Consider the following 16,734-nt stretch of genomic DNA (forward strand, 5'->3'; position numbering starts at 1 on the left):
CTCGCGGGCGATCAGGCGTTGGCCAGCTCGGCAGCCTTGTCGGCGCCGCCGTCCATGGTGTCGGCAAGGGTGACGAGCGGGTGGTTGCGCTCGTTCAGGATCTGGCGGCCGAGCTCGACGTTGTTGCCGTCGAGGCGGACGACCAGCGGCTTCGACGCCTCGTCGCCGAGGATGTCGAGCGCGCCCACGATGCCGTTGGCGACCTCGTCGCAGGCGGTGATGCCGCCGAAGACGTTCACGAACACCGACTTGACCTGCTCGTCGTTCAGGATCACGTCGAGACCGTTCGCCATGACCTGTGCGTTCGCGCCACCGCCGATGTCAAGGAAGTTGGCGGGCTTCACGCCGCCGTGCTTCTCGCCGGCGTACGCGACGACGTCGAGCGTGGACATGACCAGGCCCGCGCCGTTGCCGATGATGCCGACCTCACCGTCGAGCTTGACGTAGTTGAGGTCGTTCGCCTTGGCCTTCGCCTCGAGCGGGTCGGCAGCGGCCGAGTCCTCGAGGTCGGCGTGCTCCGGGTGGCGGAAGCCGGCGTTCTCGTCGAGCGTGACCTTGCCGTCGAGGGCGACGATCTCGCCGTCCTCCGTCTTGACCAGCGGGTTCACCTCGACCAGCGTGGCGTCCTCAGCCTTGAACACGGTCCACAGGCCGCGGATGACCTCGGCGACCTTGCCCTTGATGTCGTCGGCGAAGCCGGCGGCGTTCACGATCTCGGCGGCCTTGGCCTCGTCGATGCCGACGGCCGGGTCGACGGCGATGCGGGCGAGCGCCTCGGGGCGCTCGACGGCGAGCTGCTCGATCTCCATGCCGCCCTCGACGGAGCACATGGCGAGGTAGTTGCGGTTGGACCGGTCCAGGAGCACGGAGAAGTAGAACTCCTCGGCGATCTTGGCACCCTGGGCGATCATCACGCGGTGCACGGTGTGACCCTTGATGTCCATGCCGAGGATCTCGCCGGCCTTCTCGGCGGCCTCTTCCGGCGAGTGCGCCAGCTTGACGCCGCCCGCCTTGCCGCGACCGCCGGTCTTGACCTGGGCCTTCACGACGACAGTTCCGCCGCCCAGCTTCTCGGCGCCTTCGCGAGCCTCTTCGGGGGTCGTCGCGACAACCCCACCCAGCACGGGCACGCCGTGCTTCTCGAAGATGTCGCGCGCCTGGTATTCGAACAGGTCCACCCTGCTGCGTCCTTCCATCGGGATGCGGCCCTCGGACGTCGTTGTCGCCCGGAGCCCGGCTGAAGCGATGTCTCGACGTCAAGACATCCCGGTACAGGGTAGCCCTGGATCGCTCATGCTTCCGAACGCTGGGCGTGTAAAGAATCGGCGATATTCCGGGGTTTGGGAGCCCGTCCGACGTGCGGGGCGCGGTCACCTGCGATAGTGCGTGAAGAACTCCCGGATCAGCCCTGTCGCGGAAACTTCCTGCGTGGCGGTGTCGTCGTTGCCGCCGGACCAGCTGTGGGTGCCCCCGGTTACCTTGCGGACGACGACGTCGGCCTGCCCGCGGCATGTGGTGTATGTCTCGCTGGTGACGTGCTCGGTGACCGGCTCGAGGCTCGGTCCCGTCCGGCAGCCGTTCATCCGCGCCCACATCAGAGAGCGTCAACCTGGGTTGACAACGTCGGGTTCGTCAACCATGGTTGACACATGACCCAGCAAGCACTCGCCGCGTCCGCCGCCGGGGACGACCCCCGGGAGGGGCTGCGCGCCGTCCGAGCCATGCGCGAGCTGGCCGACCGTCTCGAGACGCTCCAGGTGGAGCGCGCCCGGCGCCTCGGCTGGTCGTGGCAGGAGATCGCCGACGCGCTCGGCGTCTCCCGGCAGGCGGTCCACAAGAAGCACAACAGGAGGATCTGATGTTCGAGAGGTTCACGAAGGACGCCCGGTCCGCCGTCGTCGAGGCTCAGCTCGTCGCCCGGGAGGCGCACAGCGACCAGATCGACACCCGCCACGTGCTGGTCGCCCTCGCCGAGCAGGACGGCCCGGCCCGCACCGCCCTGGCGGACAGCGGCCTCGACGTGCCCGGCCTCGTCGAGCGCGCCCGGGCGAGCATCACCGACGGCGACGCGTTGGACCCGGCCGCGCTGGCCGCCGTCGGCATCGACCTCGACGAGGTAACGCGGCGCACCGAGGCCACGTTCGGCGAGGGCGCGCTGGCCCGGGCGGGCCGCGTGCTGCGCGGGCGCCGCAAGCACATCCCGTTCACCGCCGACGCGAAGAAGTCGCTGGAGCTCGCGCTCCGCGAGGCGATCCGGCTGGGCTCCAAGGAGATCAGCGGCGGCCACCTGCTGCTCGGCATGACACGCGCGGACTCCCCGGCCCGCCGCATCCTGTCCGACGGCGGAGCGGACCTCGACCAGGTCCGGCACCTCGCGGAGAGGTCCGGCAAGGCAGCCTGAACCGCGTCTACCGCACGCCCCGCGCCCCTCATCGGGCGCGGGGCGTGTCCGGACTCTGCCAACTGTCCGGAGTAGGCCACGAAACGGCCCCGTCGTTACACAGGTGAAACCCAGCGCTCCGCCAGCGGCGGATAGGAAAGGGCACACCTCTCTCGAAAGGGACACCTGTGTTCAACTTCTCCACCCGCGCCAGGGCGCTGGTCGCCGCCGGCGTGGCGGCAGCCCTGACGGTCGGGGCTGCGTCGGCGTCCGCCGCGGCGCCCGCGAGCCCCGGCGGCCCGGTCCCGCCGGGCGGCACTGCCACCGCGCTCCCGCCGTCGGCGGCGGGCTCGCGCAGCGTCACCCTGATCACCGGCGACATGGTCACGGTAACGACGGCGGCGGACGGCACGACCGTCACCACGGTGACAGGCCCAGGCGGGACGACGTCGTCCTACCACCGCACCGAGCGCCGTGGCAGCACGTACGTCTACCCGGACGCCGCGCTGCCCTACGTCACGGCCGGCACGCTCGACGACCGCCTGTTCAACGTCACGCGGCTCCTGGCCGACGGCTACGACGACGCGAGCGCGGACACGCTGCCGCTGATCGTCCGCTACACGGAGGCCGCAGCCCGGTCGCGCGGCACGGCGCCGCTCGACGGGTCCGACGTCGTCCGCGCGCTGCCGAGCGTGGACGGCGCCGCCGTCGCGCAGGACCGCTCCGATGCGGTCACGTTCTGGACCGCACTGACCGACGGCGGTGCGGCGGCCACCGCCCGCGCCGCCGGGGACACCCCAGCTTTCGCCGGCGGTATCGAGAAGGTCTGGCTCGACGGCCCGGTCACCGCAGACCTCGCCGAGTCGACCGCCCAGATCGGCGCGCCAGAGGTGTGGGCCGACGGCAACACCGGCGCGGGTGTGGACGTCGCCGTGCTCGACACCGGCATCGACCCCACGCACCCCGACCTGGCCGACCAGATCGCGGCGTCGGCCACGTTCGTCCCCACCGAGGACTACGTGGAGGACTACATCGGGCACGGCACGCACGTCGCCTCGACGATCGCGGGCACCGGCGCGGCGTCCGACGGGCTCGAACGGGGCGTCGCCCCCGGCGCCCGGCTGCACGTCGGCAAGGTGCTCGACAGCAACGGCCAGGGCCTGGAGTCCTGGATCATCGCGGGCATGGAGTGGGCGGCCCGCGACCAGGACGCCCGCGTCGTCAGCATGAGCCTCGGCGGCGAGCCCGCCGGGGCGGACGACCCGATGGCCCAGGCCGTCGACGAGCTCACCGCCGAGACCGGCGCGCTGTTCGTGACCGCCGCGGGCAACGGCGGCCCGCGCACCATCAGCACCCCCGCCCTGGCGGACTCGGCCCTCACCGTCGGCGCGGTCGACGCGACCGACACGCTGGCCGGCTTCTCCAGCACCGGCCCCGCGCTCGACGGCGGGATCAAGCCCGAGGTCACCGCGCCCGGCGTCGACGTCCTCGCGGCCCGTTCACAGCTCGTGCGCGGCTCCGGCATGTACACGACCATGAGCGGCACCTCGATGGCGACCCCGCATGTCGCGGGCACCGCGGCCCTCGTCGCGGCGGCTCACCCGGGCTGGACGGCGCAGCAGATCAAGGAGGCGATCGTCAGCACGGCCGTGCCGACCCCCGCCTACACCGCCTACGAGGCGGGCAGCGGCCGGGTCGACGCGGCGGCAGCCGTTGACGCCTCGGTCTTCGGCACCGCGAGCGCCGGGTTCGGCTTCCACACCTTCGGGTCCGGCCCGGACGAGCTGTCGAAGCCGATCACGTACACGAACCTGGGCGACGCTCCGGTCGAGCTGGACCTCGCCGTGGACGGCACGGTCCCGGCGGGCTTCCTCGCGCTGTCGTCGAGCTCGGTCACCGTCCCCGCGCACGGCACGGCGGCGGTGACGCTCACGGCCGACCTCTCGCTGCTGCCCGCGGACGCGGACCTCAGCGCCACGGTCGTCGCGACGGACGACGCCGGGACGGTGCGGGCCCGCACCCTGACTGGCGCGACCCGCGAGGGCCAGCGCCAGGAGCTGACCGTCACCGTCAAGGGTGACGACGGCCGCCCCGCGACGGGCAAGCTGCTGGTCACGTCGGACGAGATCTTCGCCGGGGCCGACCTCGACGAGGACGGCACCGCCGTGCTGCGGATGCCGGTGGGCAGCTACAGCGGCTGGCTGTCGGTCGACGTCGAGGGCGCGAACGGGCCGGGCTCGCTCGGCACCGCGCTCCTGAGCTTCGTGGACGTGGACCTGAGCCAGGACCGGTCGGTGGTGCTGGATGCCCGCAAGGCGGTCCAGGTGCGGGCGGAGGTACCGCAGGACACCGACCCGGCGGCGATGCGCCTGGACGTGATCCGGCAGTTCCCGAACGGCGGCTACACGGCGAGCTCCATGTTCCCGGCGGGCGAGTACGACAGCCTGTGGGCGCTGCCCACCGGGAAGAAGGTCACCGACGGCCTGTTCGAGTTCGGGGCGCAGTTCCGCCTGGAGCAGCCGGCGCTGACGATCCTGGAGGGCCGCGGCGGGCTCGACGACCTGCGGGTCAAGCGCGGCACCACGCCGCTGACGGCGGGTACCCGCACCCTGCGGGTCGTGGAGGTCGAGGGCCTGTCGGACCTGGCACTGCACGGTTCGGCCGGGAACGGCCACGGGCCGGGCCTGAGGGACGCCGCCGTCATCGCGCACGCCGCCGACACGGACGAGATCGCGGCGCTGGCGCGGGCAGCGGCCGACGCCGGGGCACGCCTCCTGCTCGTGGTGCACGACGGCGACGGGCGGCTGGCGCCGTGGGACGAGTCCCCGTGGATCCCGGGTGAGCCCGCGCCGCTCACGGTCGCCACGCTCACGTCCGGACAGGGCGCCGAGCTGCTCGGGTCGCTGGACCACCGCAGGCCCGAGGTAACGGTCACGTCGCACCCGACTACCGACTACGTGTACGACGTCGTCCACCACTGGACCGGGGCCATCCCGGCCCGGCCCGCGTGGACCTCGACGAGGCGCGACCTGGCGCGGGTCGACACGTCGTTCCGCAACTACCGGCAGGGTCCCGCGATGGAGGCCCGGTTCGACGTCTGGCACGGGTGGACGGCGGGCAACCAGCTCGTCGCACCCGCACAGGGCGAGCGGACCGACTGGGTCACCGCCGACGTCCCCTGGACGCAGAGCGCGTACATCTCGGGCGAGATGGGGCAGTCGTCGATCGACGTGCTCCGGTACGGGGCCCGCACGACCAGCGACGTGACGTGGTTCGGGCCGGTCCTGCGCCCGCGGATGGGGCTGGGCTCCCAGCCGATCCGCTACCTGGACCAGATGTACGTGCCGGTGCCGGGCTGGGGCGACTCGGGCAGCGGGCACGTCGGCAGCACCGGCGGCGGGAACTTCGACGTCCGTAACCGGGCGACGCTCTACCAGGGCGACACCGAGCTCCTGTGGGGCAACGCCGAGTTCCTGCCGGTGAACGCCGGGCTGCCCGCCGAGCGCCTGCCGTACCGTGTGGTGGCCGACAACGACCGCGCCGACTGGGCGGGGCCGTACTCGACGCACACGCACACCGAGTGGGACTTCACGTCGGAGGCGAGCGGGCCGGACGCCGTCGAGCCGCTGCCGCTGATCCAGCTCGACTACGGCGTGGACACCGACCTGGCGGGACGTGCGTCGCGCACGGCCAGGCTCACGGTGACGCCGTCGCACCTGCCCGGCATCGAGGCCCGGGTCGGGCGGCCCGCGGTCGAGGTGTCGTACGACGACGGCGCCACGTGGCGGCGGCTCGACCTGACGCGGGACCGACAGTCGCACGGGCCGGACGCCTGGTCGGCCCGGCTTTCGGCGCCGCGGGGCGCGCAGTTCGCGACCCTGCGGACCGTCGTCGAGGACGCCGACGGCAACCGGGTGTCGCAGACGCTGACCAGGGCGTTCGGGCTGCGCTGACGCCTGTCCGCCACTGATCGGCTCCTCTTCGAGGCCGGGGTTTCTCCGCTTTCAGCCTGCTGAAAGCGGAGAAACCCCGGCCTCGAAAGAGTGCCCGTCCCCGGCCTGTCGCGGTCGTGGACTTTCGCCCGGTTGGTCCGGGATGCACCGCTACGATCGTGCGCCATGAAGCATGCCCGTACCGGCGGACCCGACATCGCGTTCCGGGTCGGCCGCCGCGTCGTCTCGGCCGTCGCCGACGACATGTCGACGATGCAGCGCGTCGGCGCCGGCGTCGTCGCCGCCCTCGTGGCCGTCTCCCCGTTCGGGGCGTGGAACAAGGTCGAGGCGCAGGCCGACCCGATCGTGGCGGGGACGGCGATCGAGGTGGGCCCGTTCGACGTCACGGTGCTGCGGGCCGTGATGGCCGACGAGCTCGGCTACCTCGCGCCCGCGCCGGGGAACCACATGCTCGCCGTGGTGGCGGACGTCGTGAACACCAGCGACGTGCCCGAGCTGAGCGCGACGCTCGGCAGCGCAGTCCCCGCCCCCGAGGGCGTCGGCATCGTGGCGGCGGATCCGTTCGCCGGGCTCGACACGGACCTGGGCACCGACCCGGGCACGGGCACCGAGCCCGGGGCCGACGGCGGCGCCGCAACCTCCACGGACCCGGCGGCCGAACCGAGCGCCGACCCGTCCGCCGGCAGCGACGAGGCCGAGGAGCCCGAGCTGCCGTCCGCGAACATCCTGAACGTCAAGGACGCGACCAGCACCGGCGTGCTCAACCCGGGCGTGACCTACCAGATCGCGCTGATCTGGGAGCAGAGCGGCGAGTGGGAAGGCGACGAGATCCCGCTGAAGATGCTGGAGCTGTCCTGGATCGAGGAGAGCCGGCTGACGCTCGACAACGGGTACTGGCTGCCCGCGGACGTCGCCTTCGAGGGTCCGATCCGGGTCAAGGACAACCGGGGCATGAGCACCGAGGAGGATCAGGCGTGAGGCACGGACGGCGCCGCATCACGTGGCAGGGTTCGGCCCTGGTCGTCGGCGGGGTGGTCGCGGGCTGCGCGCTCGTCACCGCCGTGCCGCAGGAGACCGTTGTGGAGACGCCGTTCGTCGTCGAGGGCGCGGTCGGCGAGACGCTCGACCTGACCTACGCGGACCTCACGGTGACCGACGTGCGCGTCGCCGACACCGTGGAGAGCTTCTCGGAGACCGCCGTGGCGAACGGGACGTTCGTCGTCGTGGACGTGACCTGGCGGGCCACCCAGGGCGCGACCCTGTTCGCCGGCGCAGAGATCACCGACGCCGAGGGCCGCACGTTCTGGCCCACCGACCAGGCCGAGTGCTCCAGGTCCACCAACGCCCAGCCGGGCTACGCATGGCGCATCACCTACTGCTTCGAGGTGCCGCAGGACGCGCTCGCGGGGGCGACGGTGCGGCTCGCGCGCGGCGGCCAGACCGAGGACTACGCCGAGCAGCGGCGCGACGCCGCCGGCGTCGTCGACCTGGGCATCTCCGCCCAGCAGGCGAAGGAGCTGTGGGCGGCGACCGACACGGTGCAGACGGAGGCGCCGGGCTACGCCCCGGCCAGTGCGGAAGGTAGTGCGGGATGACGACGCTGGTGACCCCGGCCGTGCCGGGGCAGGGCCCCTACCCCGGACCGGGCGTCCCGGCGGGCGGGGCGCCGAGCCTGCGGCCGGGCCTGCTGCCCGGTTCCGTACCGCCCGACGTCCCGCGGGCCGGGCGGCCCCGGGGCTGGTGGCGGCGCAACGCCGTCTGGCTGGTGCTGCTGCCGCTCGCGCTCGTGGTGGCCACGGGGGCGTCGTCGTTCCGGGTGTGGGCCTACTGGTGGCCGGACGGCCTGCACTACGAGTCCCAGCGGGTCGCGCTGGGCGAGACGGCGCACCTGGAGGACGAGTACTTCGACATGGGGTACGACGTGCCGGAGCGCGCGGACACCTGGGTGGTGCGCGAGCTCGACGCGACGGTGACCGGCGTCGAGCAGGTGGACGAGCTGCCCGAACCGACCTATGGCCTGCCCGTGCCGATCCCCGAGGGGTCGGTGGCGTACGAGGTGCGGCTGCACTTCGCGGCCGAGCCGCAGACCGACCTCTCGCTGTGCCAGATCGCCCTCGTGGCCGACGACGGCACGCGGTACGGGGAGTCGTCGCCGGACGTGTTGGGCAACTCCAACCGGTGCTCCCTGCCGGACGCGGAGGGGTTCGTGAGCGAGCAGCCCGAGTGGGACGTGAGCTCGTTCGTGCTGGTGGACCCCGACGCGACGATCACCGAGGCGCGGCTGTCGTTCGGCGGCCCGGACTACCTCACGGTCGAGCTGCCCTGACGAGCGGGGACCGGGGCCGGGACCGCGCGGTTCCCGGCCACAGGGGTGGCGTCGTCGTCCAGCTCGCGGACCGCGAGGCCGCGCTCGACCAGCACCTCGACCGTCGCCGCGATCAGCGCGGCCGCGAGCGCCAGGGACACCACGAGCCCTGCTGCCGCCTCGAACGGGCTGAACGCGAGCCAGGCGTTGGTCTCGACGGGTCCGGTGACGGCCCGCACGAGCCAGCCGACGGCGTGCGGGGCCCGCATGACCACGAGGTAGCCGAGGCAGAAGACCAGCATGGGGCCGAGGCCGCCGTGCACGATCATCTTCAGCCCGTTCCAGAGGGCGGAGAAGCGGGCGCGCAGGTCCTCGGTGAGCGACTCCAGGAGCGACCGCAGCCCGGCGGGGATCCAGGTCATCCGGTCGAGCCAGTGGTGCTCGCTCGACGGCGGCTCCATGAGCTTGTGCCCCAGCACCACGGCGCCGATGGCGAGCCAGGCCAGGGGCGCGACGAGGACGACGTCGAGCGACTCGAGGACGGTGACGAAGCCGTCGGCCACGAAGGTCGCGGCGTCGTTGCCGGCCTCCCCCACGCTCTCCTGCGCCGCGCCGACGGTGCCGACGGCGGCCGCCACGAGCTCCCGGTCGGCGGCGATCTGCCAGAGCCCCAGCTCGATGGACTCGACCTGCTTGGCGACCTGGCTGGTCCAGTAGATCTCCAGGCAGCCGCCGAGCACCGCGATGCCGAGGAACTGGAGCTTGCCCTCGAGCCGGCCGAGCAACCAGCGCAGCACGAAGGCCCCGGCCACGATGGCAACGACGGTCCAGCCGGACCAGACGCCGAGGCGGGACATGAAGTCGACGCCCTCCGCGCTGAACAGGTCGTTGAACAGCTCGTCGGCCGCCGCCTCGTTGGTGAACCTCATCTGGTCGGCGTCCATGAGGCCCTCGACCTCGTAGACCACCAGGAACGGCACCAGCACGGACAGCGCGATGTCGATGAGGCGACGCTCGCGCCGCTCCGAGGGCATCATCGGGGCCCGGCGGGTGGGCAGCATGCCGGGGATCGCCGCCTGCGCCGCGCGCTCCCGGCGGCCGAGGCCGGCGCCGCCCAGGCTCGGCAGGCTGTGCCGGCAGACCCACAGCATCCCGACCACCGGCACGAGGTACCCGAGCGGGCTCAGGATCAGCAGGAGCTGCGCCACGAACGAGTTCCACTGGCTCAGCTCGACCGCGCCCCACATCGCGCCGTTCCGGACGGCGACGCCGAGCAGGCCGAGCGTCAGGAGCGCGGGCCAGTGCGCCACGAACAGGCGACCTGCGGAGACCAGGATCCTCATGGCGACACATAGTGGCCTAAAGCGGGCAGGGTGCGCCAAGCCGTGTCATTCCGGCGTACCCCTGCGTCACTGCAGAGTCACTCCAGCGCCGCGAACGACTCCTCGACCAGGTCGGTGTAGGCCTCGACGCCGTCCAGGTTCGGGTGCGTGGCGTCGGCGTGCAGCAGGCCGGGGTGCTCGTCGACCAGTGTGTGCCAGTCGGCGACCGCGACGTTCTCGCGGCCCGCGGCGACCTGGTCGAGGGTCTTGTTCGCGTCCGGCACCCAGTAGCTGATCCCGACGCTGTTGACGAGCACCACGCGGCGGTCGGGCCCGATCATGTCGAGCACGTGCCGCGCGGCGGCGGCCGAGCCCTCGAGCTGGAAGCCCGCGTTGGTGCCGAAGTTCAGCAGCACCGTCTGGCGCAGGCGGCCCTCGCGCTTGGCCGTGCGGATCATCCGCTCGGCGTCGAGCCAGTCCGTGCTCACCACGCCCTCGACCTGGGCGCGCGGGTAGCGGGCGAGGATCGCCGGCGCGGCGGCCGCCAGCACGGAGTCGCCGAAGGCAGAGACCTGGGCGCCCTGCCGCGCCCCGAAGGGCAGGCGGTCCGACGCCGGCCCGCCGGCGCGCGACGTCGGGGCGGCTTCGCCGGCGCCGTCGGCCGCGGGGGTCGCGGTGTTCGGTCCGGCGGCGGCCTGCGCCGCCGCCTGCCCTGCCGCGGCCTGGACCCCGGCGGCGATGGCGAGCTCGGTCGCCGTCCGGCTCGGGGCCGACGTGACCGCCGCCCCCGTCCCGACCAGGGCGAGCACCGCTACCACCACGGCCCCCTTGGGCACGACGGCGGTGGTGCGCACCGCGGCGAGCAGCGCCCGGCCCGCGCCGCGGAACCCGAGGCGCCGCACCGGCGTCTCCACCCACCGGTAGGACGCCGCCGCGAGCACCACGGTGAGCAGCACCGTGAGGCCGGTGCCGACACCCCACCACACGGTGCCCGGCTGCGCCCCCACGGCCGCCGTGACGATGCAGGCGACCGGCCAGTGCCACAGGTAGATCCCGTACGACCGCTCCCCCACCCAGCGCAGGACACGCGTCTCCAGCGCGGCAGTGAACCAGGTGGGCTCGGTGCGTGCCGCGTCGCACGCCAGGACCAGGGCGAGGGCCAGCAGGGACGCGGCCAGCAGCCCGAGCGGGTAGGTGAGCGGCGAGTCGCTGCGCAGCAGCACGAACAGCGCGACCAGCCCGGCCAGCGCAAGCGGCGGCACCACGCGGGCCCGCACGCCCTGCAGCACGGGCGAGGCCTTGGCCCAGCGCAGCGTCAGAGCCGCGCCCAGCAGGAGCCCGAACGCATGGGTGTCGGTGCCGTAGTAGACGCGGGTCGGGTCCACGCCCGTGCCGTGCATCGGCATGAAAAGGAGCGTCATGGCCAGCACGGACACGAGCGCCGCGGCCGCGACCAACCGCACCCGCCAGGCCGCCGAGCGCACGGCGATCAGCACGACCACCAGCAGCACCGGCCAGGCCAGGTAGAACTGCTCCTCGATCGCGAGCGACCACAGGATGCGCAGCAGCTCCGGCTGGGACTCGTCGAAGTAGTCGGTGCCCGCCGCGATCTCGACCCAGTTGGTGCTGAACGTCAGCGCGCCCAGCAGCTGGCGCCCGATCCCGACGGTGAGGTCCGGCTCGACCAGCCGCGCCACCGGGATGCTCACGACCTGCACCAGCACGAGCGCGGGCAGGAGGCGACGCGCCCTCCGTACCCAGAACCTCGGCAGCCGGATCCAGCTCGTGCTCGCGACCTCGCGCAGCAGCAGCGTGGTGATGAGGAACCCGCTGATCACGAAGAACACGTCGACGCCGAGAAACCCACCCGGGACCCAGGCGGGAGCGAGGTGGAACGCCACGACGGCGAGCACGGCGACCGCGCGCAGCCCGTCGAGACCCGGGATCCGTGGGCCGTGCGCGATCGCCGAACCCGGCTCCGGGACAGGGACCGGTGCTTCGGCTGCTCCGACGACCGGGGCGAGCCGGGCGTCGTCAGTCAGGACCATAGGGCGGACGGTACCGAACCTCGCCGAGGCGAAGAAGCCCGAAATGTGAAGTCAGCCCCCACCGAACCGCAACTTGCCCGTCCATCGCTCCGCCTCCGGCCGCCGAACCGCAACCTGCCCGTCCATCCAGCCACCCCAGGGCGCCGAGCCGCGACGAACACGTCCATCGGCACTCGCATAGACGCACACCTTGCGGCTCGGCCCACCAACCCACTACCAACGTGCGGTTCGGCGCCGCAAGGCTCGCGGGGTCGACGGCTAACTTGCGGCTCGGCGTCGCGGGTGGGCAGCGGTTCCCTGGACAGGTCCGGTCATTGCTCCGGGGACGGTCCCGTCAGAGCTTCGTGATCGCCGTGTACTTCAGGGCGATGCGCTTGGTGCCGTTGGTGCCGAAGTCGATCTTGACGACGGCGTTGGCCTCGACGTCCACGACCGTGCCGAGCCCGTAGGAGTCGTGCGTGACGCGGTCGCCGATCTCGAGGTTCGGGACGTCCTTCTGGACGTTGATCCCACCGAACCCGCCCTTCGCGCCCGCCTTCTTCTCCGGCGCGAACGGTTTGCTCTGCCCGCTGCCCGACGACGGCGCCGTGCCCGTGCGCGAGGTCCCCGACCGGCCCTGGGACCACGTCGAGCCCGTGCCCGAGCCGCGTCCGCCGGAGCCGTAGCCTCCTGACCCGTAACCGCCGCTCCAGCCGCCCCGGCCGGCGCGGATCGCCGCCGTCGACGACTCCCGGCGCCGCCAGTCCCACAGCTCCTCGGGAACCTCCTGGAGGAACCGGCTCTCCGGGAACTCGTTCGCCATGCCGAAGGCCGCCCGTACCGACGACCGCGTGACGTACAGCCGCTCGCGCGCCCGGGTGATGCCCACGTAGGCGAGCCGGCGTTCCTCGGCGAGCTCGTCGTCGTCGTGCAGCGAGCGCATGTGGGGGAACGTGCCGTCTTCCATGCCGGTGAGGAAGACGACCGGGAACTCCAGACCCTTGGCGGTGTGCAGGGTCATGAGGGTGACGACGCCCTGGTCCTTCTTGGGCGCCTCCTCCGCGGCCCCGTCGGCCACGTCCTCGTCGGGGATCTGGTCGCTGTCCGCGACCAGCGAGACCCGCTCCAGGAAGTCCGTCAGCGAGCCCTCGGGATCGGTCTCGCCGAAGTCGGCGGCGACCGCGTGCAGCTCGGCCAGGTTCTCGACCCGCCCCTCGTCCTGCGGGTCCTCGCTCGCGCGCAGCTCCGCGAGGTAGCCGGTGCGGTCGAGGACCGCGCCCAGGACCTCGGCGGGCCTCGCGCCCTGGTCGACCAGGGCGCGCAGCTCCCGCATCATGTCGCGGAAGGCGAGCAGCGGCTTGAGCGAGCGGTTGGTCATGCCGGGGATCTCGTCGGCGCGCTCCAGGGCAGCACCGAACGAGATGCGCTCCCGCTCGGCGAACGTCGCCACGAGGGACTCCGCGCGGTCCCCGAGACCGCGCTTGGGCACGTTGAGGACACGGCGCAGGTTCACGTCGTCGTCCTCGTTGGCCAGCGCGCGCAGGTAGGCGACGGCGTCCTTGACCTCGCGTCGCTCGTAGAACCGCGTGCCGCCGACCACCTTGTACGGCAGGCCGACGCGGACCAGCACCTCCTCGAGCGCGCGCGACTGCGCGTTGGTCCGGTAGAAGATCGCGACGTCGCCCGGGCGCACGCTCTCGGCGTCGCCCAGCTTGTCGATCTCGTCGGCGACGAACCGGGCTTCCTGGTGCTCGTCGTCCGCCACGTAGCCCACGATCTTGGCGCCGGCCCCCGAGTCGGTCCACAGGCGCTTGGGCGTGCGGCCGGCGTTGCGGGAGATCACCGCGTTGGCGGCGCTCAGGATGTTCTGCGTGGAGCGGTAGTTCTGCTCCAGCAGGATCGTGGTGGCGTTCGGGTAGTCCTTCTCGAACTCGAGGATGTTGCGGATCGTGGCGCCGCGGAAGGCGTAGATGGACTGGTCGGAGTCGCCCACGACGGTGAGCTCGGCCGGGTCCAGCCCGGAGTCGTCGGAGGTGCCGACCCCCGCCAGCTCCCGGACCAGCGTGTACTGCGCGTGGTTGGTGTCCTGGTACTCGTCCACCATGATGTGCCGGAACCGGCGGCGGTAGTGCTCGGCGACGTTCGGGAACGCCTGGAGCAGGTTCACCGTGGTCATGATGATGTCGTCGAAGTCCAGGGCGTTCGCCTGCGCGAGACGCACCTGGTAGCGGGTGTAGACGTCGGCCAGGACCTGGTCGAACTTCGGCGCCGTCGTGTTGCGCTCCTCCGCCGACTGCCCGCCCCACGGCCGGCGGATGCCGCCGGCCGCCGTCGACGCGGCCTCGGCGAGCGCCTCCTCCGTGGCGTTCGCCCCGGTCTGCCGGGCATAGGTCTCGGGGTCGATCAGCTCGTTCTTCAGGTCGCTGATCTTGTTCGACAGCCCGCGCGCCGGGTACTTCTTGGGGTCGAGGTTGAGCTCGCGCGTCACCAGCGTGATGAGGCGCTGGCTGTCCGCGGCGTCGTAGATACTGAAGCTCGACCGCAGCCCAAGCGTCGTGGCCTCGCGGCGCAGGATCCGCACGCACGCCGAGTGGAACGTGGACACCCACATGCGGTTCGCGGCCGGGCCCACCAGGCCCTCGACACGCTCGCGCATCTCGGCAGCAGCCTTGTTGGTGAACGTGATCGCGAGGATCTCGCCTGCCCGTGCCCGGCCCGTGGCCAGCAGATACGCGATGCGGTGCGTCAGCACGCGCGTCTTGCCCGACCCGGCACCGGCCACGATGAGCAGCTGCCCGCCCTCGTGCACTACGGCGGCCCGCTGCTGCGGGTTCAGCCCGTCCAGCAGCTCGTCCGGGTCGAGGTGCGCGTAGGCGCCGCGGGCGCGCGGCGCCTCGGACTCGTGCGGCAGGCCCGCCAGCCAGTCGGGCTCGGCGGGAAGAGCCGCCTCGCCCGGGTCGCCGTCGCCCGTCTCGTCGTCCCACCGCGGCGCCGTGCTCGGCAGGCGCGACATGGTGCCGGGCGACGCGGGGTCGAGGCCGGGCAGGGAGAGGCTGTCGAAGAGGGAAGTCATCGCCCCTAAGCCTAGGTGCCACCACTGACACGATCGCCGGGCCACGCGGGCGACCGGCGGGCCACAACCGGCAGTGCCGCACAAGACCGTGGATGAAATGCCTCACGAAAGACTGGATGAAATATCGGGGATACGTTTCCCAGGGCATCTTTCCGCACGCGTGGACTGGGCGAATAAATATCACCCGGAAACAGGGTGACGCTCGGGTGATTTACGGTCCGGGGGCCGGAATATCGCCTCGGGTGAAACCCCGTGTTCACCCGCTCGACGGGTTTCTACCGGGCAGTTCCGGAAGCAACACTTCCATCATGCATTCCGCCGCCCCACACGTTCTGGTGATCATCCAGAACCTGCCGTTCCGGATCGACCGCAGGGTGCGGTCCGAGTGCCGCGCCCTGACGGACGCCGGCTACCGGGTGAGCGTCGTCTGCCCGCAGGAGAACCCGGACGAACCGGCCCGGTTCCAGATCGACGAGACCACCGTCCACTCCTACGCGCCCCCACCGGAGTCGCGCGGCCTGGCGGGCTACGTACGCGAGTTCGTCGTGTGCTGGTGGCGCACGGCGCGTGCCTCGGGGCGCGTGCACCGCGACGCCCCGTTCCAGGTGATCCAGGCGTGCAACCCGCCCGACACGTACTGGCTGCTCGCCGTGCTGTGGCGGCTGCGGCGCGGCGTGCGCTTCGTCTACGACCAGCACGACCTGTGCCCCGAGGTGTACATCGCGAAGTTCGGCCGGCGGGGCCTGCTGTACCGGGCGCTGCTGCTGCTGGAGCGCGCGACGTACCGCAGCGCGGACCACGTGATCTCCACCAACGGCTCCTACCAGCAGATCGCGCAGGGCCGCGGGCGTGTCGATCCGCGCCGCAGCTCGGTAGTGATGAGCACCCCCGACGCCGGCCGCATGCGGCGCGGTGATCTGGAACCCGGTGCCCGTGACCAGGCGAAGCACCTCGTGGCCTACGTCGGGATCATGGGCACGCAGGACGGCGTCGACCGGCTGCTCGCCGCCGCCGAGCACGTGGTGCACCACTGCGGGCGCACCGACGTGCGCTTCGCGCTGCTGGGGTTCGGGGACGCGCTGGAGGACCTGCGCGCGGACTGCACGCGTCGCGGTCTGGACCCCTGGGTCCAGTTCACCGGGAAGGTGGACCACGTGGCGATCGGCCGGTGGCTGTCCAGCGCGGACCTGGGGGTCACGCCCGACCCGCCCAACGAGTTCAACGACCGCTCCACCATGAACAAGACGCTCGAGTACATGGCGCACGAGCTGCCCGTCGTGGCGACGGACCTGACCGAGACCCAGCGCAGCGCGGGCGACGCCGGGCGGTACGTGGCCGGGACCGATCCCGCCGCGCTGGGCGACGCGATCCTCGAGATCCTCGACGACCCGGACCGCGCCCGCGAGATGGGCCGCATCGGGCGCGCGCGGATCGTCGGCGAGCTGTCCTGGCGCCGTCAGGCCGAGACCTACGTGGGCGTGTTCGACCGCCTCACGGGCCGCGCCGATGCATTACCCGAGAAGCTCTGACAGGTGCTGGCCGCCGAATTTCATCCAGCCCCTCGTGCATTGTTTTTCACCCCACGGGTGAATTGAGTTCGACCGCAGGGTGAATAGCAACGCATCAGCCAGTTTGCCGTTGAGGCGCGACGTACATTGATCGGAGCCCGAAAGG

12 protein-coding genes are annotated in these 16,734 nt (G+C 72.2%); 7 read left to right on the top strand and 5 right to left on the bottom strand.

Annotation, left to right across the window (positions count from 1 at the left end):
* Window positions 1–11: 11 nt before the first annotated feature.
* Both sucC and C8K30_RS07045 read right to left on the bottom strand, forming a co-directional pair.
* The gene (gene sucC, locus C8K30_RS07040) at window positions 12–1,178 is read right to left on the bottom strand and encodes an ADP-forming succinate--CoA ligase subunit beta (RefSeq protein ID WP_108492178.1); all 1,167 of its coding nucleotides are present in this window, start codon (window positions 1,176–1,178) and stop codon (window positions 12–14) included.
* A gap of 192 nt (window positions 1,179–1,370) precedes the next feature.
* Window positions 1,371–1,595 carry a hypothetical protein gene (locus tag C8K30_RS07045; RefSeq protein WP_108492179.1) on the bottom strand — a complete coding sequence of 75 codons (225 nt, stop codon included), beginning with the start codon at window positions 1,593–1,595 and terminating at the stop codon, window positions 1,371–1,373.
* A gap of 54 nt (window positions 1,596–1,649) precedes the next feature.
* Between C8K30_RS07045 and C8K30_RS07050 the strand changes: the two genes are divergently transcribed.
* The 6 genes from C8K30_RS07050 (at window position 1,650) to C8K30_RS07075 (ending at window position 8,659) form a co-directional block, all read left to right on the top strand.
* Entirely contained in the window at window positions 1,650–1,859 is a 210-nt protein-coding gene (locus C8K30_RS07050; protein ID WP_108492180.1) for a helix-turn-helix domain-containing protein, read from the top strand.
* The gene (locus C8K30_RS07055; RefSeq protein WP_108492181.1) at window positions 1,859–2,401 is read left to right on the top strand and encodes a Clp protease N-terminal domain-containing protein; all 543 of its coding nucleotides are present in this window, start codon (window positions 1,859–1,861) and stop codon (window positions 2,399–2,401) included. Before C8K30_RS07050 ends, C8K30_RS07055 begins: the two co-directional genes overlap by 1 nt.
* Before the next feature lie 167 nt (window positions 2,402–2,568).
* Complete coding sequence (locus C8K30_RS07060; protein WP_108492182.1) at window positions 2,569–6,333, top strand: S8 family serine peptidase; 3,765 nt, start codon at window positions 2,569–2,571, stop codon at window positions 6,331–6,333.
* A gap of 165 nt (window positions 6,334–6,498) precedes the next feature.
* Window positions 6,499–7,311 (top strand): hypothetical protein, encoded by an 813-nt coding sequence (locus C8K30_RS07065; protein ID WP_108492183.1) that lies wholly within the window; start codon window positions 6,499–6,501, stop codon window positions 7,309–7,311.
* Window positions 7,308–7,928, top strand: coding sequence for a hypothetical protein (locus tag C8K30_RS07070; protein WP_108492184.1), 621 nt, complete (start codon window positions 7,308–7,310; stop codon window positions 7,926–7,928). Before C8K30_RS07065 ends, C8K30_RS07070 begins: the two co-directional genes overlap by 4 nt.
* Entirely contained in the window at window positions 7,925–8,659 is a 735-nt protein-coding gene (locus tag C8K30_RS07075) for a hypothetical protein (RefSeq protein ID WP_108492185.1), read from the top strand. Before C8K30_RS07070 ends, C8K30_RS07075 begins: the two co-directional genes overlap by 4 nt.
* On the opposite strand, the gene C8K30_RS07080 is transcribed toward C8K30_RS07075, so the two are convergent.
* The 3 genes from C8K30_RS07080 to C8K30_RS07090 form a co-directional block, all read right to left on the bottom strand.
* The gene (locus C8K30_RS07080) at window positions 8,635–9,981 is read right to left on the bottom strand and encodes a hypothetical protein (RefSeq protein WP_108492186.1); all 1,347 of its coding nucleotides are present in this window, start codon (window positions 9,979–9,981) and stop codon (window positions 8,635–8,637) included. The genes C8K30_RS07075 and C8K30_RS07080 overlap by 25 nt on opposite strands.
* A gap of 77 nt (window positions 9,982–10,058) precedes the next feature.
* Window positions 10,059–12,008, bottom strand: coding sequence for an acyltransferase family protein (locus C8K30_RS07085; protein ID WP_108492187.1), 1,950 nt, complete (start codon window positions 12,006–12,008; stop codon window positions 10,059–10,061).
* 334 nt (window positions 12,009–12,342) lie between these two features.
* Window positions 12,343–15,060 carry a UvrD-helicase domain-containing protein gene (locus C8K30_RS07090; protein ID WP_108492188.1) on the bottom strand — a complete coding sequence of 906 codons (2,718 nt, stop codon included), beginning with the start codon at window positions 15,058–15,060 and terminating at the stop codon, window positions 12,343–12,345.
* 308 nt (window positions 15,061–15,368) lie between these two features.
* On the opposite strand from C8K30_RS07090, the gene C8K30_RS07095 reads away from it, so the two are divergent.
* Window positions 15,369–16,589, top strand: coding sequence for a glycosyltransferase family 4 protein (locus C8K30_RS07095; RefSeq protein ID WP_233257034.1), 1,221 nt, complete (start codon window positions 15,369–15,371; stop codon window positions 16,587–16,589).
* Window positions 16,590–16,734: the final 145 nt, after the last annotated feature.

Origin of the sequence: Promicromonospora sp. AC04 (genome assembly GCF_003058225.1) — a bacterium.
In the GTDB taxonomy this organism is placed as follows: domain Bacteria; phylum Actinomycetota; class Actinomycetes; order Actinomycetales; family Cellulomonadaceae; genus Promicromonospora.